Origin of the sequence: Massilia aerilata, from assembly GCF_042656905.1 — a bacterium.
Taxonomy (GTDB): Bacteria; Pseudomonadota; Gammaproteobacteria; order Burkholderiales; family Burkholderiaceae_D; genus Telluria; species Telluria aerilata.
The window spans coordinates 80,052-97,334 of record NZ_JBHSMZ010000008.1 but is presented as its reverse complement, the minus strand read 5'-3'; the positions used below and the strand labels follow the sequence as shown (position 1 = coordinate 97,334).

At 65.8% G+C, this 17,283-nt stretch carries 15 protein-coding genes; 9 read left to right on the top strand and 6 right to left on the bottom strand.

The annotated features are described in order from the left end of the window. The first annotated feature begins 32 nt into the window (after positions 1-32). The gene (locus ACFPO9_RS13005; protein ID WP_379771403.1) at positions 33-1,124 is read left to right on the top strand and encodes a S41 family peptidase; all 1,092 of its coding nucleotides are present in this window, start codon (positions 33-35) and stop codon (positions 1,122-1,124) included. 1 nt (position 1,125) lies between these two features. Here the strand turns inward: ACFPO9_RS13005 and ACFPO9_RS13000 are convergent, their stop codons facing one another. After that, positions 1,126-2,094: an alpha/beta fold hydrolase gene (locus ACFPO9_RS13000; RefSeq protein WP_379771401.1), complete on the bottom strand. Its 969-nt coding sequence runs from the start codon at positions 2,092-2,094 to the stop codon at positions 1,126-1,128. Between the two features lie 171 nt (positions 2,095-2,265). Here ACFPO9_RS13000 and ACFPO9_RS12995 point away from each other — a divergent pair, with 171 nt between their 5' ends. The 3 genes from ACFPO9_RS12995 to ACFPO9_RS12985 are packed head-to-tail and all read left to right on the top strand — an operon-like array spanning position 2,266 to position 4,397. Further along, complete coding sequence (locus ACFPO9_RS12995; RefSeq protein WP_379771399.1) at positions 2,266-2,781, top strand: hypothetical protein; 516 nt, start codon at positions 2,266-2,268, stop codon at positions 2,779-2,781. A gap of 18 nt (positions 2,782-2,799) precedes the next feature. Further along, entirely contained in the window at positions 2,800-3,234 is a 435-nt protein-coding gene (locus tag ACFPO9_RS12990) for a DUF3597 domain-containing protein (RefSeq protein ID WP_379771397.1), read from the top strand. A gap of 44 nt (positions 3,235-3,278) precedes the next feature. Then, on the top strand, positions 3,279-4,397 hold the full coding sequence (locus tag ACFPO9_RS12985; RefSeq protein WP_379771394.1) for a sensor histidine kinase: 1,119 nt from the start codon (positions 3,279-3,281) through the stop codon (positions 4,395-4,397). Here the strand turns inward: ACFPO9_RS12985 and ACFPO9_RS12980 are convergent. Both ACFPO9_RS12980 and trpS read right to left on the bottom strand, forming a co-directional pair. After that, positions 4,381-5,430: a serine endopeptidase gene (locus ACFPO9_RS12980; protein WP_379771391.1), complete on the bottom strand. Its 1,050-nt coding sequence runs from the start codon at positions 5,428-5,430 to the stop codon at positions 4,381-4,383. The genes ACFPO9_RS12985 and ACFPO9_RS12980 overlap by 17 nt on opposite strands. Positions 5,431-5,818: 388 nt before the next feature. Then, positions 5,819-6,859, bottom strand: coding sequence for a tryptophan--tRNA ligase (trpS, locus tag ACFPO9_RS12975; protein ID WP_379771389.1), 1,041 nt, complete (start codon positions 6,857-6,859; stop codon positions 5,819-5,821). A 288-nt stretch (positions 6,860-7,147) separates the two neighbouring features. Here trpS and ACFPO9_RS12970 point away from each other — a divergent pair, with 288 nt between their 5' ends. Beyond that, positions 7,148-9,475, top strand: a complete 2,328-nt coding sequence (locus ACFPO9_RS12970; protein ID WP_379771386.1) for a family 1 glycosylhydrolase — start codon at positions 7,148-7,150, stop codon at positions 9,473-9,475. Between the two features lie 4 nt (positions 9,476-9,479). Here the strand turns inward: ACFPO9_RS12970 and ACFPO9_RS12965 are convergent, their stop codons facing one another. Continuing rightward, positions 9,480-9,737 (bottom strand): hypothetical protein, encoded by a 258-nt coding sequence (locus ACFPO9_RS12965; protein ID WP_379771384.1) that lies wholly within the window; start codon positions 9,735-9,737, stop codon positions 9,480-9,482. Positions 9,738-9,926: 189 nt separating this feature from the next. On the opposite strand from ACFPO9_RS12965, the gene ACFPO9_RS12960 reads away from it, so the two are divergent. Continuing rightward, positions 9,927-10,751, top strand: coding sequence for an MORN repeat-containing protein (locus ACFPO9_RS12960; protein ID WP_379771381.1), 825 nt, complete (start codon positions 9,927-9,929; stop codon positions 10,749-10,751). A gap of 18 nt (positions 10,752-10,769) precedes the next feature. Next, positions 10,770-11,684 carry an MORN repeat-containing protein gene (locus tag ACFPO9_RS12955; RefSeq protein ID WP_379771378.1) on the top strand — a complete coding sequence of 305 codons (915 nt, stop codon included), beginning with the start codon at positions 10,770-10,772 and terminating at the stop codon, positions 11,682-11,684. On the opposite strand, the gene ACFPO9_RS12950 is transcribed toward ACFPO9_RS12955, so the two are convergent. Next, entirely contained in the window at positions 11,674-13,476 is a 1,803-nt protein-coding gene (locus ACFPO9_RS12950; protein ID WP_379771376.1) for a sensor histidine kinase, read from the bottom strand. The two genes, ACFPO9_RS12955 and ACFPO9_RS12950, sit on opposite strands and share 11 nt — an antisense overlap. Before the next feature lie 85 nt (positions 13,477-13,561). Between ACFPO9_RS12950 and ACFPO9_RS12945 the strand changes: the two genes are divergently transcribed. Both ACFPO9_RS12945 and ACFPO9_RS12940 read left to right on the top strand, forming a co-directional pair. After that, positions 13,562-15,325: a cation:proton antiporter domain-containing protein gene (locus ACFPO9_RS12945; RefSeq protein WP_379771374.1), complete on the top strand. Its 1,764-nt coding sequence runs from the start codon at positions 13,562-13,564 to the stop codon at positions 15,323-15,325. A gap of 35 nt (positions 15,326-15,360) precedes the next feature. Beyond that, positions 15,361-16,605 carry a CaiB/BaiF CoA transferase family protein gene (locus tag ACFPO9_RS12940; protein ID WP_379771372.1) on the top strand — a complete coding sequence of 415 codons (1,245 nt, stop codon included), beginning with the start codon at positions 15,361-15,363 and terminating at the stop codon, positions 16,603-16,605. Positions 16,606-16,766: 161 nt separating this feature from the next. On the opposite strand, the gene ACFPO9_RS12935 is transcribed toward ACFPO9_RS12940, so the two are convergent. Continuing rightward, a complete protein-coding gene (locus ACFPO9_RS12935; protein WP_379771370.1) occupies positions 16,767-17,087 on the bottom strand; it encodes a hypothetical protein in 321 nt (106 codons plus the stop codon). Positions 17,088-17,283 lie beyond the last annotated feature (196 nt).

Here is a 17,283-nt window from a genome sequence, read left to right as displayed (position 1 = left end):
TAAAGTAAATATTTTACCAACCTAGGACAGACATGCTGGCAGCGCGCCTGAGACGCGAATTTTCCGATCCCTACCGGCTGGCGAAAGGCATCGCCTTCCTGGCCATCGCCTACCTGACCCTTGCCGTCATCCTTCCGAGCACCCTGGCGACCTGGCAGGAGGCGCATACGGCAGGCAGACTCGACGTGACGCCGGCGATGCGTGCCGAACTGGTCGAATCCCTGGCGGACAAAGTGTCGCGGCGCTATCTCGACGCCGCAAAGGCGGCAGGTGTCGCCGCTGCCTTGAGGCAGGCCGAACGTGACAAGGAATACGACGGCATCAGCTCTCCAGGCCAGTTTGCCCGCTTGCTGACAAGCGAATTACAGCGGCTGAGCGATGACCGGCATATGCAGGTCATCTTCGCGCCCGAGGGCGTGCCCGTATTGGAAGAGCGTAACTTCCCTCCGCCATACAAGGACGAGCAACCGCTGCCGGCGTGGCTGGTGGATCGTCTCGGCCGCTACATGGCGAAGTTTGGTGTCGAAGAAGCGACGCAGTCGGAGGCTGGCATCGCTTACCTCCGCATCGACGGTTTCGAACGGCCGCATCGGTCGGCCGAAAAATTTGCGGCGGCCATGGATCGCCTTGCCGGCTCCAGGGCGCTGATCATCGATTTGCGCAACAACAGCGGCGGCAACCGGGATGGCGTGGCACTTCTGGCCAGCTACTTTTTCGACCAGCCGACCCACCTCAGCGACGTGGTGGCGCCGCGCAGCGGGGAGCGCCTGCAGATGTGGACACGCGGGAAGGTCGAGGGCGCGCATTATGGTTCGGCCCGGCCCGTCTATATCCTGACCAGCCATGCCACCTTCTCCGCCGGCGAAGATTTTGCTTATGCGATGCAGACCCGGAAACGGGCGATCGTGGTCGGCGAAACCACGCGAGGCGGCGCCCATCCGATGGCGCCATTTCGCCTGAGCCCGTATTTTCTTGCGCTGATACCTGTTGCGGAGACCATCAGTCCGATCACCCACGCCAACTGGGAAGGCGCCGGCGTGCGGCCGGATATCGCGATGCCGGCTGCAAACGCACGCAGCTACGCAGCGGCACGGGCGGCAGCGCAGGCCGCCCTGGTTCGCTGAGCTATTTCTTCAGGAAGTCGACCACATCCCGGGTAAAGCGCTGCGGTGCATCCAGGTAGGGGAAGTGGCCGGCGCCGGCGTACTCGACCAGCCTGCCCTGGCGTAGCGACTGCTGCAGCGCGCGCTGGGCCGGCAGGCCGATCGCATGATCTTCTTGCCCGGCCAGCACCAGCACCGGCATGCTCAAGCGATCGAAGCGGCTGAAGCGGTAGGACAGGAAGCCCTTGTTCCACAGCGCCCCGCCCAGCTCGCCGGTATTGCGCAGCCCGCTCTTCGCATCGACGGCGCGCTGCTCAGCGGCCTGCTTCATGTCCGGGAACATCGTTTCGTCGTTGACGCGTTCGCGGATGTCGTCGGCCACCGAGTTGAAGGCGAAGAAGCAGTTGTCCGGCGTTTCCTTGCGTTCCGTGGCAGCAGCGCGCGCCCTGGCGAGATCGGCCGGATAGCGCTTGTCGAGGAAGGCGACGCGGGCCGCGCAGGCAGACGGGATATCGGAGGCGGCGCTGACCAGCACCAGTTTGCTGACGTGCTGCGGATAAGCGGCGGCGTATTCCAGCGCCAGGGCGCCGCCGAAGGAATGGCCCATCAGGGCCAGCTTCGGGACGCCGAGCTGCTTGCGCAGCGCTTCGACGTCCTCGACCATGGCGGGAATGGAATAGGCGCCGGTCCATGGACGTTCGGACCGGCCGCTGCCGCGCTGGTCCAGGTAGACCAGCTGCAGGCTGCTTTCCAGCGCCTTGCCGGCCTGGGCCTCGAAGCTGTAGCTGTTGTAGCCGGGACCGCCGTGCAGGAACAGCAGCGGCGGCGTGCCGGCGGCGGCATGGCCGGCGACCTTGTACCACAGACGCACATCGTTGACGACAGCCTGGTGTTCGCCGGCCTGCATGGCGCCGGTTGTAGAAGCCGCCTGGGCGGAGGGCAGGCAGGCAAGCGCAGCCAGCAAAACGGTAAGGAGTGTCGCGCAACGCATGATCGTCGGAGCCCGTTGTTGTTGTAATTACGCAATTATAAAGACGATCTGTGCGCCGGCGAAGCGGCCCGCCTGTTCGCACTGTCCGCACTGTCCGTTAATGAACGTACGGAGCAAATCCTTTGATGCGCCTACTCTCCTCCTTCGACTGTCCTAATACAGGAGGAAATCATGGGTTTTGATCTAGGCAACCTGCTGAACCAGTACCTGGGCGGCGCCGCCAATGCCAACCAGGCACAGGCCAGCGACGATTTCGACCGCGTGGCGCAGCAGGCCCCACGCGAAGAAGTGGCGCGCGGCGTGACCCAGGCGCTGCGCTCGGACCAGACGCCGCCGTTCCCGCAGATGGTCGGCCAGCTGTTCGGCCACAGCGACCCGAACCAGCGCGCCGGCATGCTCAACCAGCTGATCGCCAGCCTCGGCCCGCAACTGCTGTCCGGCGCGGCCGGCGGTGTGCTCGGCAATCTCCTCGGTGGCGGCCAGAACCGCGTGACGCCGGAACAGGCGTCCCAGCTCTCGCCTGAACAGGTGCAGGACATCGCCGCCCACGCGGAAAAGCAGGATCCGGGCATCGTCGATCAGATGGGCAATTTCTACTCGGACCATCCGACCCTGGTAAAAGCCCTGGGCGGCGCCGCGCTGGCGATCGCGCTGGGCCACATGGCGCAAGGCATGCAACGTCACTAACGTAAAAAGGAGAACACAATGGGTATCCTCGGCGACATCTTCCACAAAATCTTCCCCGGCCACCATCCGGCCAATACGCAAGCACCAGCCGGCGGCACTGCCGCTCCGGCGCCAAGTGCTCCACAAGCCGCACCGGCGCCGGCGCCCCAAGCCCAGGCGCCAGCCGGCGGCGCTGCGGCCGCTCCCGCCGCCCAGCAGGTAGACGTCGAGCAGGTCCTGACCAACATGCAGGCGCAGTCCGGCCAGCAGCTCAACTGGCGCACCTCGATCGTCGACCTGCTGAAACTGCTGAACCTGGACAGCAGCCTGCAGGCGCGCAAGGACCTGGCGGCCGAACTGCACTACAGCGGCGACACCAACGACTCGGCCAGCATGAACATCTGGCTGCACAAGCAGGTCATGACCAAGCTCGCGCAAAACGGCGGCAAGGTGCCGGCCGACCTGCAGGATTAAGGCAAGGGCTGCGGCGGCGCCCCCGCCGCAGCCTTAAGGTGAAAATGCTTTCGACAAACCAACAATCCAGCAGCAGCAAGCTATCCGAACAGTCCAGGAAAGTACTGGCCATCCGCGACGAAGTTTTTGCCGAATGGGAAAAACGTGTGCGCAGCCTGATCCCGGGCGCGGACGAGGTCAGCCATCCGGTGTTGCTCGACACCCTGCCCCTGTTCTACGGGAACATCGCGGAAGCGCTGAGCCCCGGCTTCGACCGGGAGAACGCCGCCGCGGATTCGAGCGCCGCCACCGGCCATGGCAGCGAGCGGGCCCGCACGACCGAGTACAAGGCGGTCGAAATCGTCTACGAATACCAGTTGCTGCGCGACGCCCTGCTGGAGGTCGCGCATGCGCGCGGCATCCGCTTCAGCGATGAAGAACTGCGCATCATCGGCTCCTCCTTCGACCAGGCGATCCGCGACGCCATCGAAGAATTCACGGCCCTGCAGCGGGCCTTCCGCCAACGGGTCGCGGCCTCGCTCACGCACGACATGCGCAGCCCGCTGTCGGTCATCATCTCGGGCGCGGAACTGCTGCTGGCGGCGCATCCCGGCAAGTCGGACAAGATCGTCCGGAAGATCCTCGACAACGGCCTGCGCCTGGAGCGCATGTTCCAGGAACAGCTCGACGCCCTCAGCCAGCCGACGGCGCAGGCCGCGCCGCTGGCGCTGGCCCAGGTCGATGCGCTGGCGCTGGCGGTCAAGGTCGGCGAGCACGTGAACGACACGACGCCGGCGCACTGCGAGGTCAGCGGCGAGGCCGTGGTCGGCTGGTGGAACGAAAGCGCGATGCGGCGCGCGCTCGAAAACCTGGCCCTGAACGCGGCCAAGTACGGCGACGGCAAGCAGGTCAGCCTGAACGTCGCCCAGACCCACGGCCGCGTGATCATCTCGGTCCACAACTTCGGCAATCCGATCCCGGACGAGCGCCGCAAGGACATCTTCGAATACCTGAACCGCGGCGAAGAATCGGACAAGACCGGCTGGGGCATCGGCCTGCCCTTCGTCCAGGAAGTCGCCAAGCGCCACGGCGGCACCGTGGTGCTCGACAGCTCGGAACAGGCCGGCACCACCTTCACCCTCGACATCCCGATCGACGGGCGCGAGTTCAATCCGCAAGGCTGACTTCGGCCGGCGTGCCGCAGGAAAAGCAGAAGCGTGCAAACGCATTCTTGCGCGTGCGGCAGGCCTGGCAGCGATCGAACAGGCCGATGCCGCAATGCGGACAGTGGGCCAGCGTCTTGTCCTTGAAGTTGCTTGGCCGTTCGCAGGACGGGCACAGGCTCTTGCCCATCCTTTCCAAAGCAAGGTCGTAGCGCATGGTCGTGCGCCGCTCCTGCTCGGGCAGAGCTTCCGCCGCCTTCTGGCGCTCCAGCCAGGCCTGGAGCCAACGGACCGCGTAGCGTCCCACGACGACGGTCAGGACGATCCCGACGCCATAGCGCACGTAGCCGCCATAGCTCGGCAGGTAAGGCACCAGTTCGACAAAAAAGGCAAACAGCGCAAAGAAGATGAAGCCCCAGGTGAACGGCCAGTAAGTACCGTTGCGCTTGTGCCTGAACAGCCAGCCGGCGATACCCAGTAAAGGCAGCGTCACGCCGATCCGCAACAGGAAGACTTTGCGCGCTTCGCGCTTCGCTTGTTCATAGGCCAGCTTGCGCGAAGGCTGCAGCAAGGCTTCATAGGCGTCGTCGGCCCGGCTCTCGGCCTGCTTCGCATCGAGAAGAATCTGCTGTTGCGCCTCGACGGCCTGGAGAGCATCGTGCTCGGTTGCCACAAGCCTGTCGAGCTCGCGGGTGCGCGCGATCAATTCGCCGTCCTGGTCCGGCCGCGCGGTGGTCTGGCGCGTAGCGATCCAGTTGTCGAAGGCCTGGCGCGCACTGCGCGTCTTCGCCTCCGCAACCTCATGCTTATGCTGTGCCTGCTCCAGAGCCTCGCCGGCAGCCACGCGCGTCCGGCCTGCCTGCTCGATCGCGCCCTTGAGCGGCGCGGCCTTGTCCGGATCGACGAAGGCGTCTTCCGGCGGCGGCGGGCCAAGGTAGGCCAGATTATCGACGACCTGGCTGCCCAGGCCGATCAGGAACCAGGCAAACACGAACGCAACCAGCCACAAGGCCCGCCGCATCCATGCCTCGGTCAGGCGCAAACCTTTGTTCATCGGAGCCTCCGTCGGTTTAAAAACCGCAGGTTGCCACCGATGACAGCAGGGTGCTATCAGAAAGCGCAAACCAGGCAGTTTGCGCTACCGCAGGTCCCGTATCGCGCTACCGTTCTTCCAAACTTACGCGAAGCAAGCCATTGTTTCTTGAAGCTGCCTCGCCATTGGATTCCTGCTTCGCTGGACCGGTTTCGCCCAGTGTATGTACACCGGGCCAGAGCCATCCCCTCCACAGGCCGTCGCGGTCGAACTGACCGCCAGATTCCTCAGGTTCTTAGCCGCCTTCACATCGCGAGCGGCAACACTGATGGGAACGGACTTGCTCATACTGAATAAGACTTCGTCAGAACAAGTAGGTTCCTCACGAACTGTTCAAACCCTGCATACATTAGAAGTACGACAGCCCCAAGGCCTTGCGCACCTCATCCATCGTCTGCGCCGCCACTTCACGCGCCTTGAAGGTGCCCTCCTTCAGGATCTGCATGACCTGGCCCTTGTCCTTGGCGAACTCCTCGCGGCGTTCGCGGATCGGCGCCAGCATGTCCTGGAGGATGCCTTCCAGGCGCTTCTTGACGATGGAGTCGCCCAGGCCGCCGCGGGTGTAGTGGGCTTTCATGTCGGCCAGGCCTGCCTTGTCGGTGTCGAAGGCGTCCAGGTAGATGAAGGCGACGTTGCCTTCCAGGTGGCCCGGGTCGGACACCTTCAGGTGCAGCGGGTCGGTGTAGACCCCCTTGACGGCGGCGCGGATCTCGTCGGCGCTGGCGCCCAGGTTAATGGTGTTGCCGAGCGACTTGCTCATCTTGGCGCGGCCGTCGGTGCCCGGCAGGCGGCCGACTTCCGGCACGATGGCCTTGGCCTCGACCAGGATGTCCTTGCCCTGGCCGTAGGTGCGGTTGAACTTGCGCACGATCTCGTTGCACTGCTCGATCATCGGGATCTGGTCGTCGCCCACCGGCACGATGCCGGCCTTGAAGGCGGTGATGTCGGCGGCCTGGCTGGCCGGGTAGGTCAGGAAGCCGGCCGGGATGTCGCGCTCGAAGCCACGCTGGACGATCTCCGCCTTCACGGTCGGATTACGCTCGAGGCGCGCGACGGTGACAAGGTTCAGGTAATAGAAGGTCAACTCGGCCAGTTCCGGAATCTGCGACTGGATCAGGATGGTCGACTTGCTCGGGTCGATCCCTACGGCAAGGTAATCGAGCGCCACTTCGATCACGTTCCGGTGTACCTTACCTATGTCATCCATGTTGTCGGTGAGCGCCTGGGCGTCCGCGAGCATGATGAATTGGCGATATTGGTCCTGATAAGTGACGCGATTGCGCAGGCTGCCGACGAAGTGGCCGAGGTGCAGCGGCCCGGTAGGACGGTCGCCGGTGAGGATGACAGCACTGTTGGGCGAAGCGGGAGTGACAGGGGTTTGCAGACTCATCGGGGTTCCTTTTTTATCCTTGCCCCGATCCTGCCGCGCCAACAAAAACGCCACCTTGAATCGAGGCGGCGTTCATTGATTCACATTCAACTCTCTGGCCGCGCGCTGTCAGCGGCGCCACCAGGAAACGAGGACGGAATGTGTATTCGAAAAATTCATGGATGGCATGGTTGCAGGTTGCCGCATCGCTGTCAACCGTCAATGCGCGCCGTCGATCCCAGACATATGGACTGGCAGGGACCGCCATGATTTTTTTGTTGCTATAAAATTAACTAAGATTGGTGTAATATGAATTCCACGAAGAGCACGAACAGCCACGATCCACACCCGCTCCAGCTCTGGGGCGGTCTCGAATGCACCGTCAACCGCGTCCGCGACGACTACTTCCACCAGCTCGACCGCAACGGCCACGCCACCCGCCCGGCCGACATCGAGCGTTTCGCCTCGCTCGGCATCCGCGCGATCCGCTACCCCATCATCTGGGAACGCACCGCGCCGGATGGCGTCGATCAAGCCGACTGGTCCTGGCCGGACGAGCGCCTGAACGCCCTGCGCGAAGCCGGCGTCACGCCGATCGCCGGCCTGGTGCACCACGGCAGCGGACCGCGCCACACCAGCCTGGTCGACCCGGCCTTCGCCGAACAGCTGGCCGAGTATGCCGGCGCGGTGGCCGCGCGCTACCCCTGGCTGGAATACTACACCCCGGTCAACGAACCCTGTACCACCGCACGTTTCGCCGGCCTGTACGGCGTCTGGTACCCGCACGGCCGCGACGACCGCACTTTCATCGAAGCCCTGCTGGTGCAGTGCCGCGCGGTGGTGCTGTCCATGCGCGCGATCCGCGCCGTCAACCCGAACGCCAAGCTGGTCCAGACCGACGACCTCGGTAAAACCTACAGCACGCCGGAACTGGCCCATGTGGCCGAGTTCTACAACGAGCGCCGCTGGCTGGCCTGGGACCTGCTGTGCGGCATGGTCGGTCCCGAGCACCCGCTGTGGAGCTATCTCACCAAAACCGGCATCGCCGAAGACGAATTCCTGTGGTTCCGCGAGAACCCCTGCCCGCCCGACATCATCGGCGTCAATTACTACGTGACCAGCGAGCGCTGGCTCGATCACCGCCCGGACCGCTACCCGGCGCACCATCGCGGCATGGCCGACGGCATCCCCTGCGCCGATATCGAAGCCTCGCGCGCGCTGGCCACGCCCACCGCCGGCATCGCGCCGCTGCTGTCGGAAATCTGGGAGCGCTACCGCATCCCGCTGGCGATCACCGAAGCCCACATCGACGCCAATCGCGAAGACCAATTGCGCTGGCTGCTCGAGATCTGGGAAGCGGCCAAGGAATCGCGCCACAACGGGGTCGACCTGCGCGCGGTGACGGTGTGGTCGCTGCTCGGCTCCTTCGACTGGAACAGCCTGGTGACCCAGAACCGCGGCTACTACGAGCCCGGTCCCTTCGACGTGCGCTCGCCCGAGCCGCGTCCGACCGCGCTGGCGCGCATGATGCGCGAGCTGGCCTCGAGCCAGCCGCTGTCGCACCCGGTGCTGCGCGGCCAGGGCTGGTGGCGCCGTCCGGGCCGCTTCCTGTGCCCGCCGGTCGCGACCCCGGCCGCCCTCACCTCGATCACCGCCGACGGCCACACCGTGGTCGGCACCGGCAGCCGTCCGATCCTGATCACCGGCGCCAGCGGCACCCTGGGCCGCGCCTTCGCCCGCCTGTGCCGCAAGCGCAACCTGGCCTACCGCCTGCTGTCGCGCCAGGACATGGACATCACCGACGCCGAGTCGGTCGAACGCGCGCTGGCCCATCACCAGCCGTGGGCGGTGGTCAACACCGCCGGCTACGTGCGCGTGGACGAGGCCGAGAACGACGTCGAGCGCTGCATGCGCGAGAACGCCATCGGCCCGGCGATCCTGGCCGCCGCCTGCGCCCGCCATGGCATCCACTTGACGACTTTCTCGAGCGACCTGGTGTTCGACGGCGCGCAGGACAGCCCGTACCTCGAGAGCAGCGCCGTCGCGCCGCTGAACGTGTACGGCCGCAGCAAGGCGGAAGCCGAGCAGCGCGTGCTGGACAAGCATCCGGGCGCGCTGGTGGTGCGCACCTCGGCTTTCTTCGGGCCCTGGGACAAGCACAACTTCGTGACGCTTGCCCTGCAGGCCTTCGAGCGCGGCGAGCCCTTCACGGCCGCCAGCGACATGGTGGTCTCGCCGACCTATGTGCCCGACCTGGTGCACGCCTGCCTGGACCTCGCCATCGACGGCGAGGCCGGCATCTGGCACCTGTCGAATGCGGGCGGCGTCAGCTGGGCCGAGCTGGCCCTGAAGGCGGCGCAGGCGGCCGGCATCGACGCCAGCCGCCTGGAAGCGAAGCCGGCCGCGCACTGCGGCTTCGTCGCCGCGCGCCCCGGCTACACGGCCATGAGCAGCGAGCGCGGCATCCTGCTGCCGGCGCTGGACAACGCGCTGGCCCGCTACCTCGAGCTGCGCAAGCAGGAAGATCCGGAGATGGAAGAGCTGATCCGGGCGATGGAAACCCGCCAGCCGGTGGCCGGCGAGGGGCGCCAGATGGCGGAAACGCCGGTGGAGGCTTTCCAGGCGCAGCGCTCCTGAGCGCTCAGGGCGCGCAGCCGCTTTCGGCGCGCGAGACCGACTGCAGTACCACGATGTCGGGCTCGGCGTTGAAAGCGATGTCGGCATTGGCGCCGACGTCGGTCGCGGCCGGCACGTAGTATTTGCACGTTCTCAGCGAGGTCTTGTACCCGGCGCCGCCGGTGACGGTCACGCGCTTGGGCGTGTCCGCGGCCGCTGCGCCTGAAGGCCGCATTGGTACGCAGGCCAGGCTGGCGAGGATGATCGATAGCACTGTTTTCATGCGCTTTGCTGTTCTCCGGTTTACAGCTTGTTCAACCGGCAAGCTTAGCAGTTTCGTGCCCACGAAAACTCTCGGAATGTAGCAACCCCGTCGCCTGGATGCGCCTGCGCCACATTGTGTCGATATTGTTGACTGCCAGTCAAAAATTGGCTGAAAATCAATGCATCTTCAATAGCGAGGAGGCTCTTCGTGAGATCCGCCGTGTTCCTGTCCGCCCTCGGCCTTGCGCTGGGATGCATCGCTCCCTTTGCGAAATCGACCGAGCCATCCCAACCCGAGATCCAGCTCGCGATGCCTGCCGGCGGCACCTATCACGGCCCGGTCATCAACGGTCTGGCCAGGGGCCGTTTTTCGAACGGCGACCTATACGAGGGCGAATGGAAGAACGGCAAGCCCGACGGTATCGGTACCATGACCTACATGCTGGGCGGCTCGTATGAAGGCGAATGGAAGAACGGCAAGCGCGACGGCAAGGGCGTGATGCGCTTTGCCGGCAGCGAGCGCCGCGCCGAAGTGCGCTTCGTGGACGGCCACAGGGTCGACGTGACGGAGGAGCATCCGTCCGCCGCCACGGCCGCGGCCAGGTTCTGGCTGCGGTCGGGCGAAGAGCCGACCGGTTCGCACATCCGGAACAAGGTGGTCTATGCGAGCCTGCCGCTGGACCTGGGCTACGACGAGCTGACGCCCGACCAGCAGCGCCTGGTCCGCTCCTCCTACCCGGCGCTGGATGCCGGCGACGCACCGCCCTATCCGCTCAAGGGCGGGAAGGAACTGTACCGGCTGCTGGTGGCCCTGGTACGCCATCTGGAAATCATGGATGACATCCTGGTCTACGTGGCGGTGGATGCGGAGGCGAATGTGACCTCGGTAACGACAATCAGCAGCATCGACACCAGGTACAAGGACCTGATCTCCCTGGGCACCGGCCTGCTCAAGTACAAGCCGGCGCAATGCGGCGGCCAGCCCTGCGCCGGCGTCGTGCCTTTCAACCTGAAGCTGCGCACCCTCTACTAAAAAGTGACCGCCCCATTCGTGAAAACCGTACCGCTGCTGTTCGCCCTCTTCCTGGCCCTGGGCCCATCCGCCGCCTTCGCCCAGGCGCCCGCACCGGCGCCGGCCATGGCGCCAGGCGAAGTCCAGCTCAAGCTGCCCAACGGCGCCACCTACATCGGCACCGTCACCAACGGCGTCCCCGACGGCAAGGGCTATTTCCAGGACCCGGACGGCACGCAGTACGAAGGCGAAGTCCACATGGGGCGCCGCACCGGCATCGCCGAGGCCCTGTCGCCGAAGGGCGACCGCTACCGGGGTGAATGGAAGGATGGGCTGCCCGACGGCGCCGGCAAGATGACTTACATGCTGGGCGGCGCCTACGAGGGCGAGTGGAAGCAGGGCCGCCGCCACGGCAAGGGCGTCATGACCTTTGCCGGCAGCGGCCGCAGCGCCGAGGTGCGCTTCGAAAACGGCCAGCGGGTCGACGTGCCGGTGGAGCGCCCATCCGCGGCCACGAAGTCGGCCACCTTTTCGCTGGCGGGCAACACGCCCACCGGCTCCCACCTGCCCAACAAGGTGGCTTACGGCTCGCTGCCGCTGGACAAGGGCTTCGACGAGCTGACCGCCGACCAGCAGCGCTTCGTGCGCTCCTACTACCCGGCGCTCGACGTCGGCGACGATCCGCCCTACCCCGCCAAGGGCGCGCAGGAGCTGTACACCGCCCTCGCCAAGCTGGCCGGCCGCCTCAACCTGCACGACGACCTCCTGCTGTACGTGGCGGTGGATGCGAACGGCAAGGTCAGCTCCGTCAGCACCTTCGGCAAGCTGGCGCCGGACATCAAGCGTGCGATCGGCGCTGCCGCGGGCCTGCTCAAGTACAAGCCGGCGCGGTGCGGCGGCCAGCCCTGCCCCGGCGTGGTGCCCTTCAACCTGTCGCTGACCGTCAGCTATTGAGGCTGCCGGCGGCCAGCGGCAGGCGCACGCTGAACGCGCTGCCCTTGCCCAGGCCCCCGCTTGCGGCCGCGATGGCGCCGCCATGCATGTCGACCAGCCCCTTCGCGATCGACAGGCCGAGCCCGAGGCCGCCCTGGGAGCGGTCGATGGTGGTCGGCCCTTGGACCAGGGAATCGAAGATCGTCGGCAGCACATCGGCATCGATGCCGACGCCGGTATCGAGCACCTCGAGCACGACCATGCCGTCCTCGATCGCGTTATGCACCGTGATGCTGCCGCCTTCGGGCGTGTACTTGATCGCATTCACCAGCAGGTTGTCGACCACCTGTTCCAGGCGGGTGCGGTCGCCCAGCACCCAGGCCTCCACGGTCTGCACCTGCCAGTGATGGCGCCTGGTCTCGGCGATGCGGCGCGAATCGCAGCAGAAACGCAGCAGCTTGCCGATGTCGACCCGCTCCTTCTCCAGCGTGACCTTGCCGGACAGGACACGCCGCACGTCGAGCAGGTCGTCCACCATCCGCGTCAGGTGGCGCAGCTGGCGCAGCGCGATCTCCCAGGCCTTATCCAGCCTGGCCGGCGCCATGTCCGGCAGGCGGATCACGGCGATGGCGCCGCTGATCGCCGCCAGCGGGTTGCGCAGCTCGTGGCTGAGCATCGAGATGAAGGTGTCCTTGGCGTCGCTTTGCGCCTCCGCCTGCCGGCGCGCGGCGCGCTCGCTGTCCAGCAGCCGTTCGCGCTCGCCTTCGAGCGCCATGCGCGCGGCGCTTTCCTGCGACAGGGCGACGCTGGCGCGGTGCAGTTCGCCCAGCAGCACGTCCGCCTCCTTCAGCTGCGAGCGCGTGACCGGCGTGACTTCTCCGCGCGCCAGGGCATGGGCGGCCAGGGTCGCAGACCGGAGCGACTTGTCGATCCGGCGGCCGAACAGGAAGGCGATGCCGACCGCGCCGCCCAGCACCGCCAGCAGCGCCATCGCCGCGGACCAGGCGGCCAGGCGCGAGGCCGATTCGATTTCCGCGACCGGCACGCCGATCGCCACGGTCCATCCAGTCAATTCGGAACGCACGAACACGTCGTAGACCTCGACGCCCTCCCGGGTCGGGTGCCGCAGCACGCCGCTGAGCGAAGCTTGCGACGCGGCGCGCAGTTCCGGGCGCACCGGCGTGCCGACGAAGCGCGCCGCATTCCTGCTGCGCGCGATGGTGATGCCCCTGGCGCCGGACACGCCGACGATCCAGCTCGCCGGCATGGTGCTGCGCTTGAAGACCTTGTTGAAATAATCCGGATCGAAGATCTGGGTGACCACGTATTTCTTCCCCGCCGATAGGGGCAAGGGGACGCTCACCGACACCACGCCGCGCTTCGAACTGGCGCCGACGAAATAGCCGCTCACTTTGGTCTTCTGGCCGTCGTAGATTTCGGCGGCCCAGGCACCCGATTTCCTGGCGAGCGGCGTCCCGTAGGGCACATAGGTGTTCATCAGGCCGTTGCCTTCGTAATCGGCGATCAGGGTCCAGCTCAGCGGTGATTTGCGGGTGGCGGACAGCAGCCGGTGCAGGCGCTCGAAATTATCGGTCGCAATGTCCTGCGAATTCGCGATATTGTTGATGGAGGCTTCGGCGATGGCGATTTCGCTGTCGATCAGCAGCGAGGTGGAACGCGCCACTTCCTCGATGCCGTGGATGCGCGCTTCGCGCTCGAAGCGCAGCAGCATCGACAGGCCCAGTATGGCCAGGAAGGCGACCGGAACGATGATGGCCACCAGCATCAGTAACAGATAGGTGCGGGTTTTCATCGGACGCCAATGCTGGACCTTGTAAAACCGTCCATATTATCATTTATGTATATGTTGAAATATTTTTACTGAAAGGCCGTACCCAGTGCAAGAGCAACACCCCTTCCCCTTCCTCCGGGAAATCCTGCTGTTCCTCAGCCTCGCCGGCATCCTGATCCCTACCCTGCAGCGCCTGCGCATCAACCAGGTGCTGGGTTTCCTGGCGGTCGGCGCCTTGTTCGGGCCTTTCGGCCTGGGGCGCATGGCCGCCGACCAGCCCTGGCTGGCCTGGTTCACCTTCCCGAACAACGAGGACATCGCCATGCTGGCCGAACTCGGGGTGCTGTTCCTGATGTTCATGATCGGCCTGGAACTGTCGGCGGCGCGCCTGTGGGCGATGCGGCGCTGGGTGTTCGGGGCCGGCAGCGCGCAGGTGCTGCTGTGCGCCCTGCTGCTCGGCGGCGCCGTCTGGCTGCTGCTGGGCCAGTCCATGGAAGCCTCGCTGGTGCTGGGCCTGGTGCTGTCGCTCTCGTCCACCGCGGTGGTGATGCAGCTGCTGAGCGAGCGCCATACCACCGGCACGCCGCTGGGCCAGGCCGCGTTCGCGGTGCTGATGCTGCAGGACCTGGCGGTGGTGCCGATCCTGATTTTGATCGGCGCATTGGGCGGCGGCAGCGGCGCGAATGACAACGTGGCCTTGATCGCGCTGCTGGCGATGGCCAAGGCGGCGCTGGCGATCGCCCTCATCTACCTGATCGGCGGAAGAGTCGTCCACCCGCTGTTCCGCGCCTTCGCCCGGCACCGCCAGCCGGACGTGTTCATGGCGCTGATCCTGTTGAGCACCTTCGGCATTGCCGGCCTGTCGGCCATGGCCGGGCTGTCGATGGCGCTGGGCGCCCTGATTGCCGGCCTGCTGCTGGCCGAGACCGAGTTCAAGCACGAGGTCGAGCTGATGGTCGAGCCCTTCAAGGGCCTGCTCATGGGCCTGTTCTTCATGACGGTCGGGATGGGCATGGACCCGCTGCAGATCCTCCATGCGCCGCTGTGGCTGGCCTGCGCGGTGGCCCTGCTGGTGCTGTTGAAAGCCATCGTGATCGCGCCGGTGATGCGCCTCGGCGGCCTGTCCTGGGGCCGCGCCGTCGAGGGCGCCCTGCTGCTGGGCCAGGGCGGCGAATTCGCCTTCATCGTGATCGGCTATGCGATCAGCTCGAAGCTGCTCGAGCCCGGCCTGGGCGGGCGCGTGATGCTGGCGGTGGGCCTGTCGCTGTTCCTGACGCCGCTGCTGGCGCGCATCGGCAAGGGCATCGGCGAGCGCGCCGAAAGCCAGGCGCGCGAACAGGAAACGCAGCAGGCGCAGGGCGAACTCGAAGATGCGCGCGGGCGCGTGGTGATCGCCGGCTTCGGCCGCGTCGGCCAGCAGCTCGCCAAGCTGCTGGCAAGCCAGGGCATTCCCTACGTCGCCTTCGAGAACAATGCCAAGCTGGTGTCCGAGCTGCATGCCAAGGGCGTGCCGGTCTACTTCGGCAACGCCTCGCGCCCCGAACTGCTGCGCCGCGTGCATGCCGACGAGGCGCCCGCCATCGTGCTGACCATGGACCATCCGAGTTCGGCGCTGCATGCGGTGCGCGGAATCCGCCGTGAATTCCCGCACGCGCGCCTGTTCGCCCGCTCGCGCGACGAGAAGCATGCGCGGGCCTTGAAACTCGCCGGCGCCAGCGTGGTGGTGCCGGAGACCCTGGAAGCCAGCCTGCAGCTGTCCGCCTTCGTGCTGGAAGCGATGGGCCTGGACGAACGCCTGGTGGACGGCATCGTCGACCGCGAACGCGACCGGTTCGCGCAGGCGCTGACGGCCCCGGGCAGCGCCGTATAATCCTGCCCGACGATAACGCATCCATTGAGGACAAGATGGCATCCGAGACGAACACCCTGCCCGGCGCGCTGAGCCACATCCGCGTGCTGGACCTTTCGCGCGTGCTGGCCGGCCCCTGGTGCTCGCAGAACCTGGCCGACCTCGGCGCCGACGTGATCAAGATCGAGCGCCCGGACAGCGGCGACGACACCCGCGCCTGGGGCCCGCCCTACGCGCCCGACGCCGACGGCAAGGCGACCGGCGAAGCCGCCTACTACCTGTCCGCCAACCGCGGCAAGCGCTCGGTGACGGTCGATATCGCCAGCCCGGACGGCCAAGCCCTGCTGCGCGAACTGGCGAAACACTGCGACGTGGTGCTGGAGAACTTCAAGGTCGGCCAGCTGAAGCGCTATGGCCTGGACTACGAATCGCTGAAGGCGGTGAAACCGGACATCGTCTACTGCTCGATCACCGGCTTCGGCCAGGACGGCCCCTACGCCCACCGCGCCGGCTACGACTTCCTGATCCAGGGCATGGGCGGCCTGATGTCCGTGACCGGCGAGCGCGACGAGCTGCCGGGCGGCGGCCCGCAGAAGGCCGGCGTGGCCCTGACCGACCTGATGACCGGCATGTACGCGACCATCGCCGTGCTGGCCGCGCTGACCCACCGCGACCGCAGCGGCGAAGGCCAGTACATCGACATGTCCCTGCTCGACACCCAGGTGGCGATGCTGGCCAACGTCGGCAGCAATTACCTCAACAGCGGCAAGCGCCCCAGGCGCTGGGGCAATGCCCACGCCAACATCGTGCCCTACCAGACCTTCGCCTGCGCGGACGGCCACATCATCGTCGCCGCCGGCAACGACGGCCAGTACCGGAAATTCGTGGAAGCCGGCGGCCGGCCCGAGCTGGCGGAGGACGAGCGCTTCGCCACCAATCCGCAGCGCGTGAAAAACCGCGAGGTGCTGGTGCCGCTGCTGGCCGAAATGGTTGCCACGCGCGGCCGCGACGAGTGGATTGCGATGCTGGAAGAGAAAGGCGTGCCCTGCGGCCCGATCAACAACCTGGACGAGGTCTTCGCCAACGAGCAGGTCAAGGCGCGCGGCATCGAGATCGCCCTGCCCCATCCGACAGCGGGCGAAGTGAAACTGGTACGCAGCCCGATGCGGATGTCGGCGACGCCAGCCACCAGCTCCAAGGCGCCGCCGCTGCTCGGCCAGCATACCGAAGAGGTGCTGGCCGAGATCCTGGGCATGAGCTTTGATGCGATCGCCGCTCTGAGGGAAAAGAAGGTTCTTTAATCTGTAGGGTGGGCACTCCGTGCCCACGATTCAGGTTCTTTAATTAAAGGCTTCGAAAACCGTAGCGAGCGACTGCGGTGGCGGCCGAGAAGCACAACCGTACGAAAGTACGGTGAGCATCGCAGACCGTCACCGCAGCCGCGCAGTAGGTTTGCGAGCCTTTAATGCAGCTGGTGCTTGAGCTGGGACAGTTCAGCATGCACCTTGCTGACCGCCGACTCCAGCTGCGGCGACATGCTCGATGAACGGCTGATGCGCTTGGCTTCGTCGCCCATCGATTCCAGGTCATCAACGGCCTGGACCATGCGCTGCTGGTCCTGCGACTGCATCACCTGCTGGGCCTGCTGGGATTCGCGGGCCATTTTTTCGATGCAATCCTTCAGGTCGTCCGGGGCATCGCCCGAACGGCAGGCTTGCTCGGCTTCCTTGATCGTTTGCTGGATGTGGGTAAAACGCTGCTGGATTTCGTTTGCTTGCAACATGACGTGCTCCTTGCAGTGGTTGAAACAGGAGCTAAATGGTAGACCCGTTGGCGAGTTGGCGGCGCACGAACGGTATGGCTGGGATGGCGAAATTTGCCGGATTTGAGCATCACTCGCCGCCATGCCGCTGTTTTTAAAGAGATATTTGTCGGATTCAAGTAACAATCAGTCAAGCAGGCTCATGGCGAAGATCCTG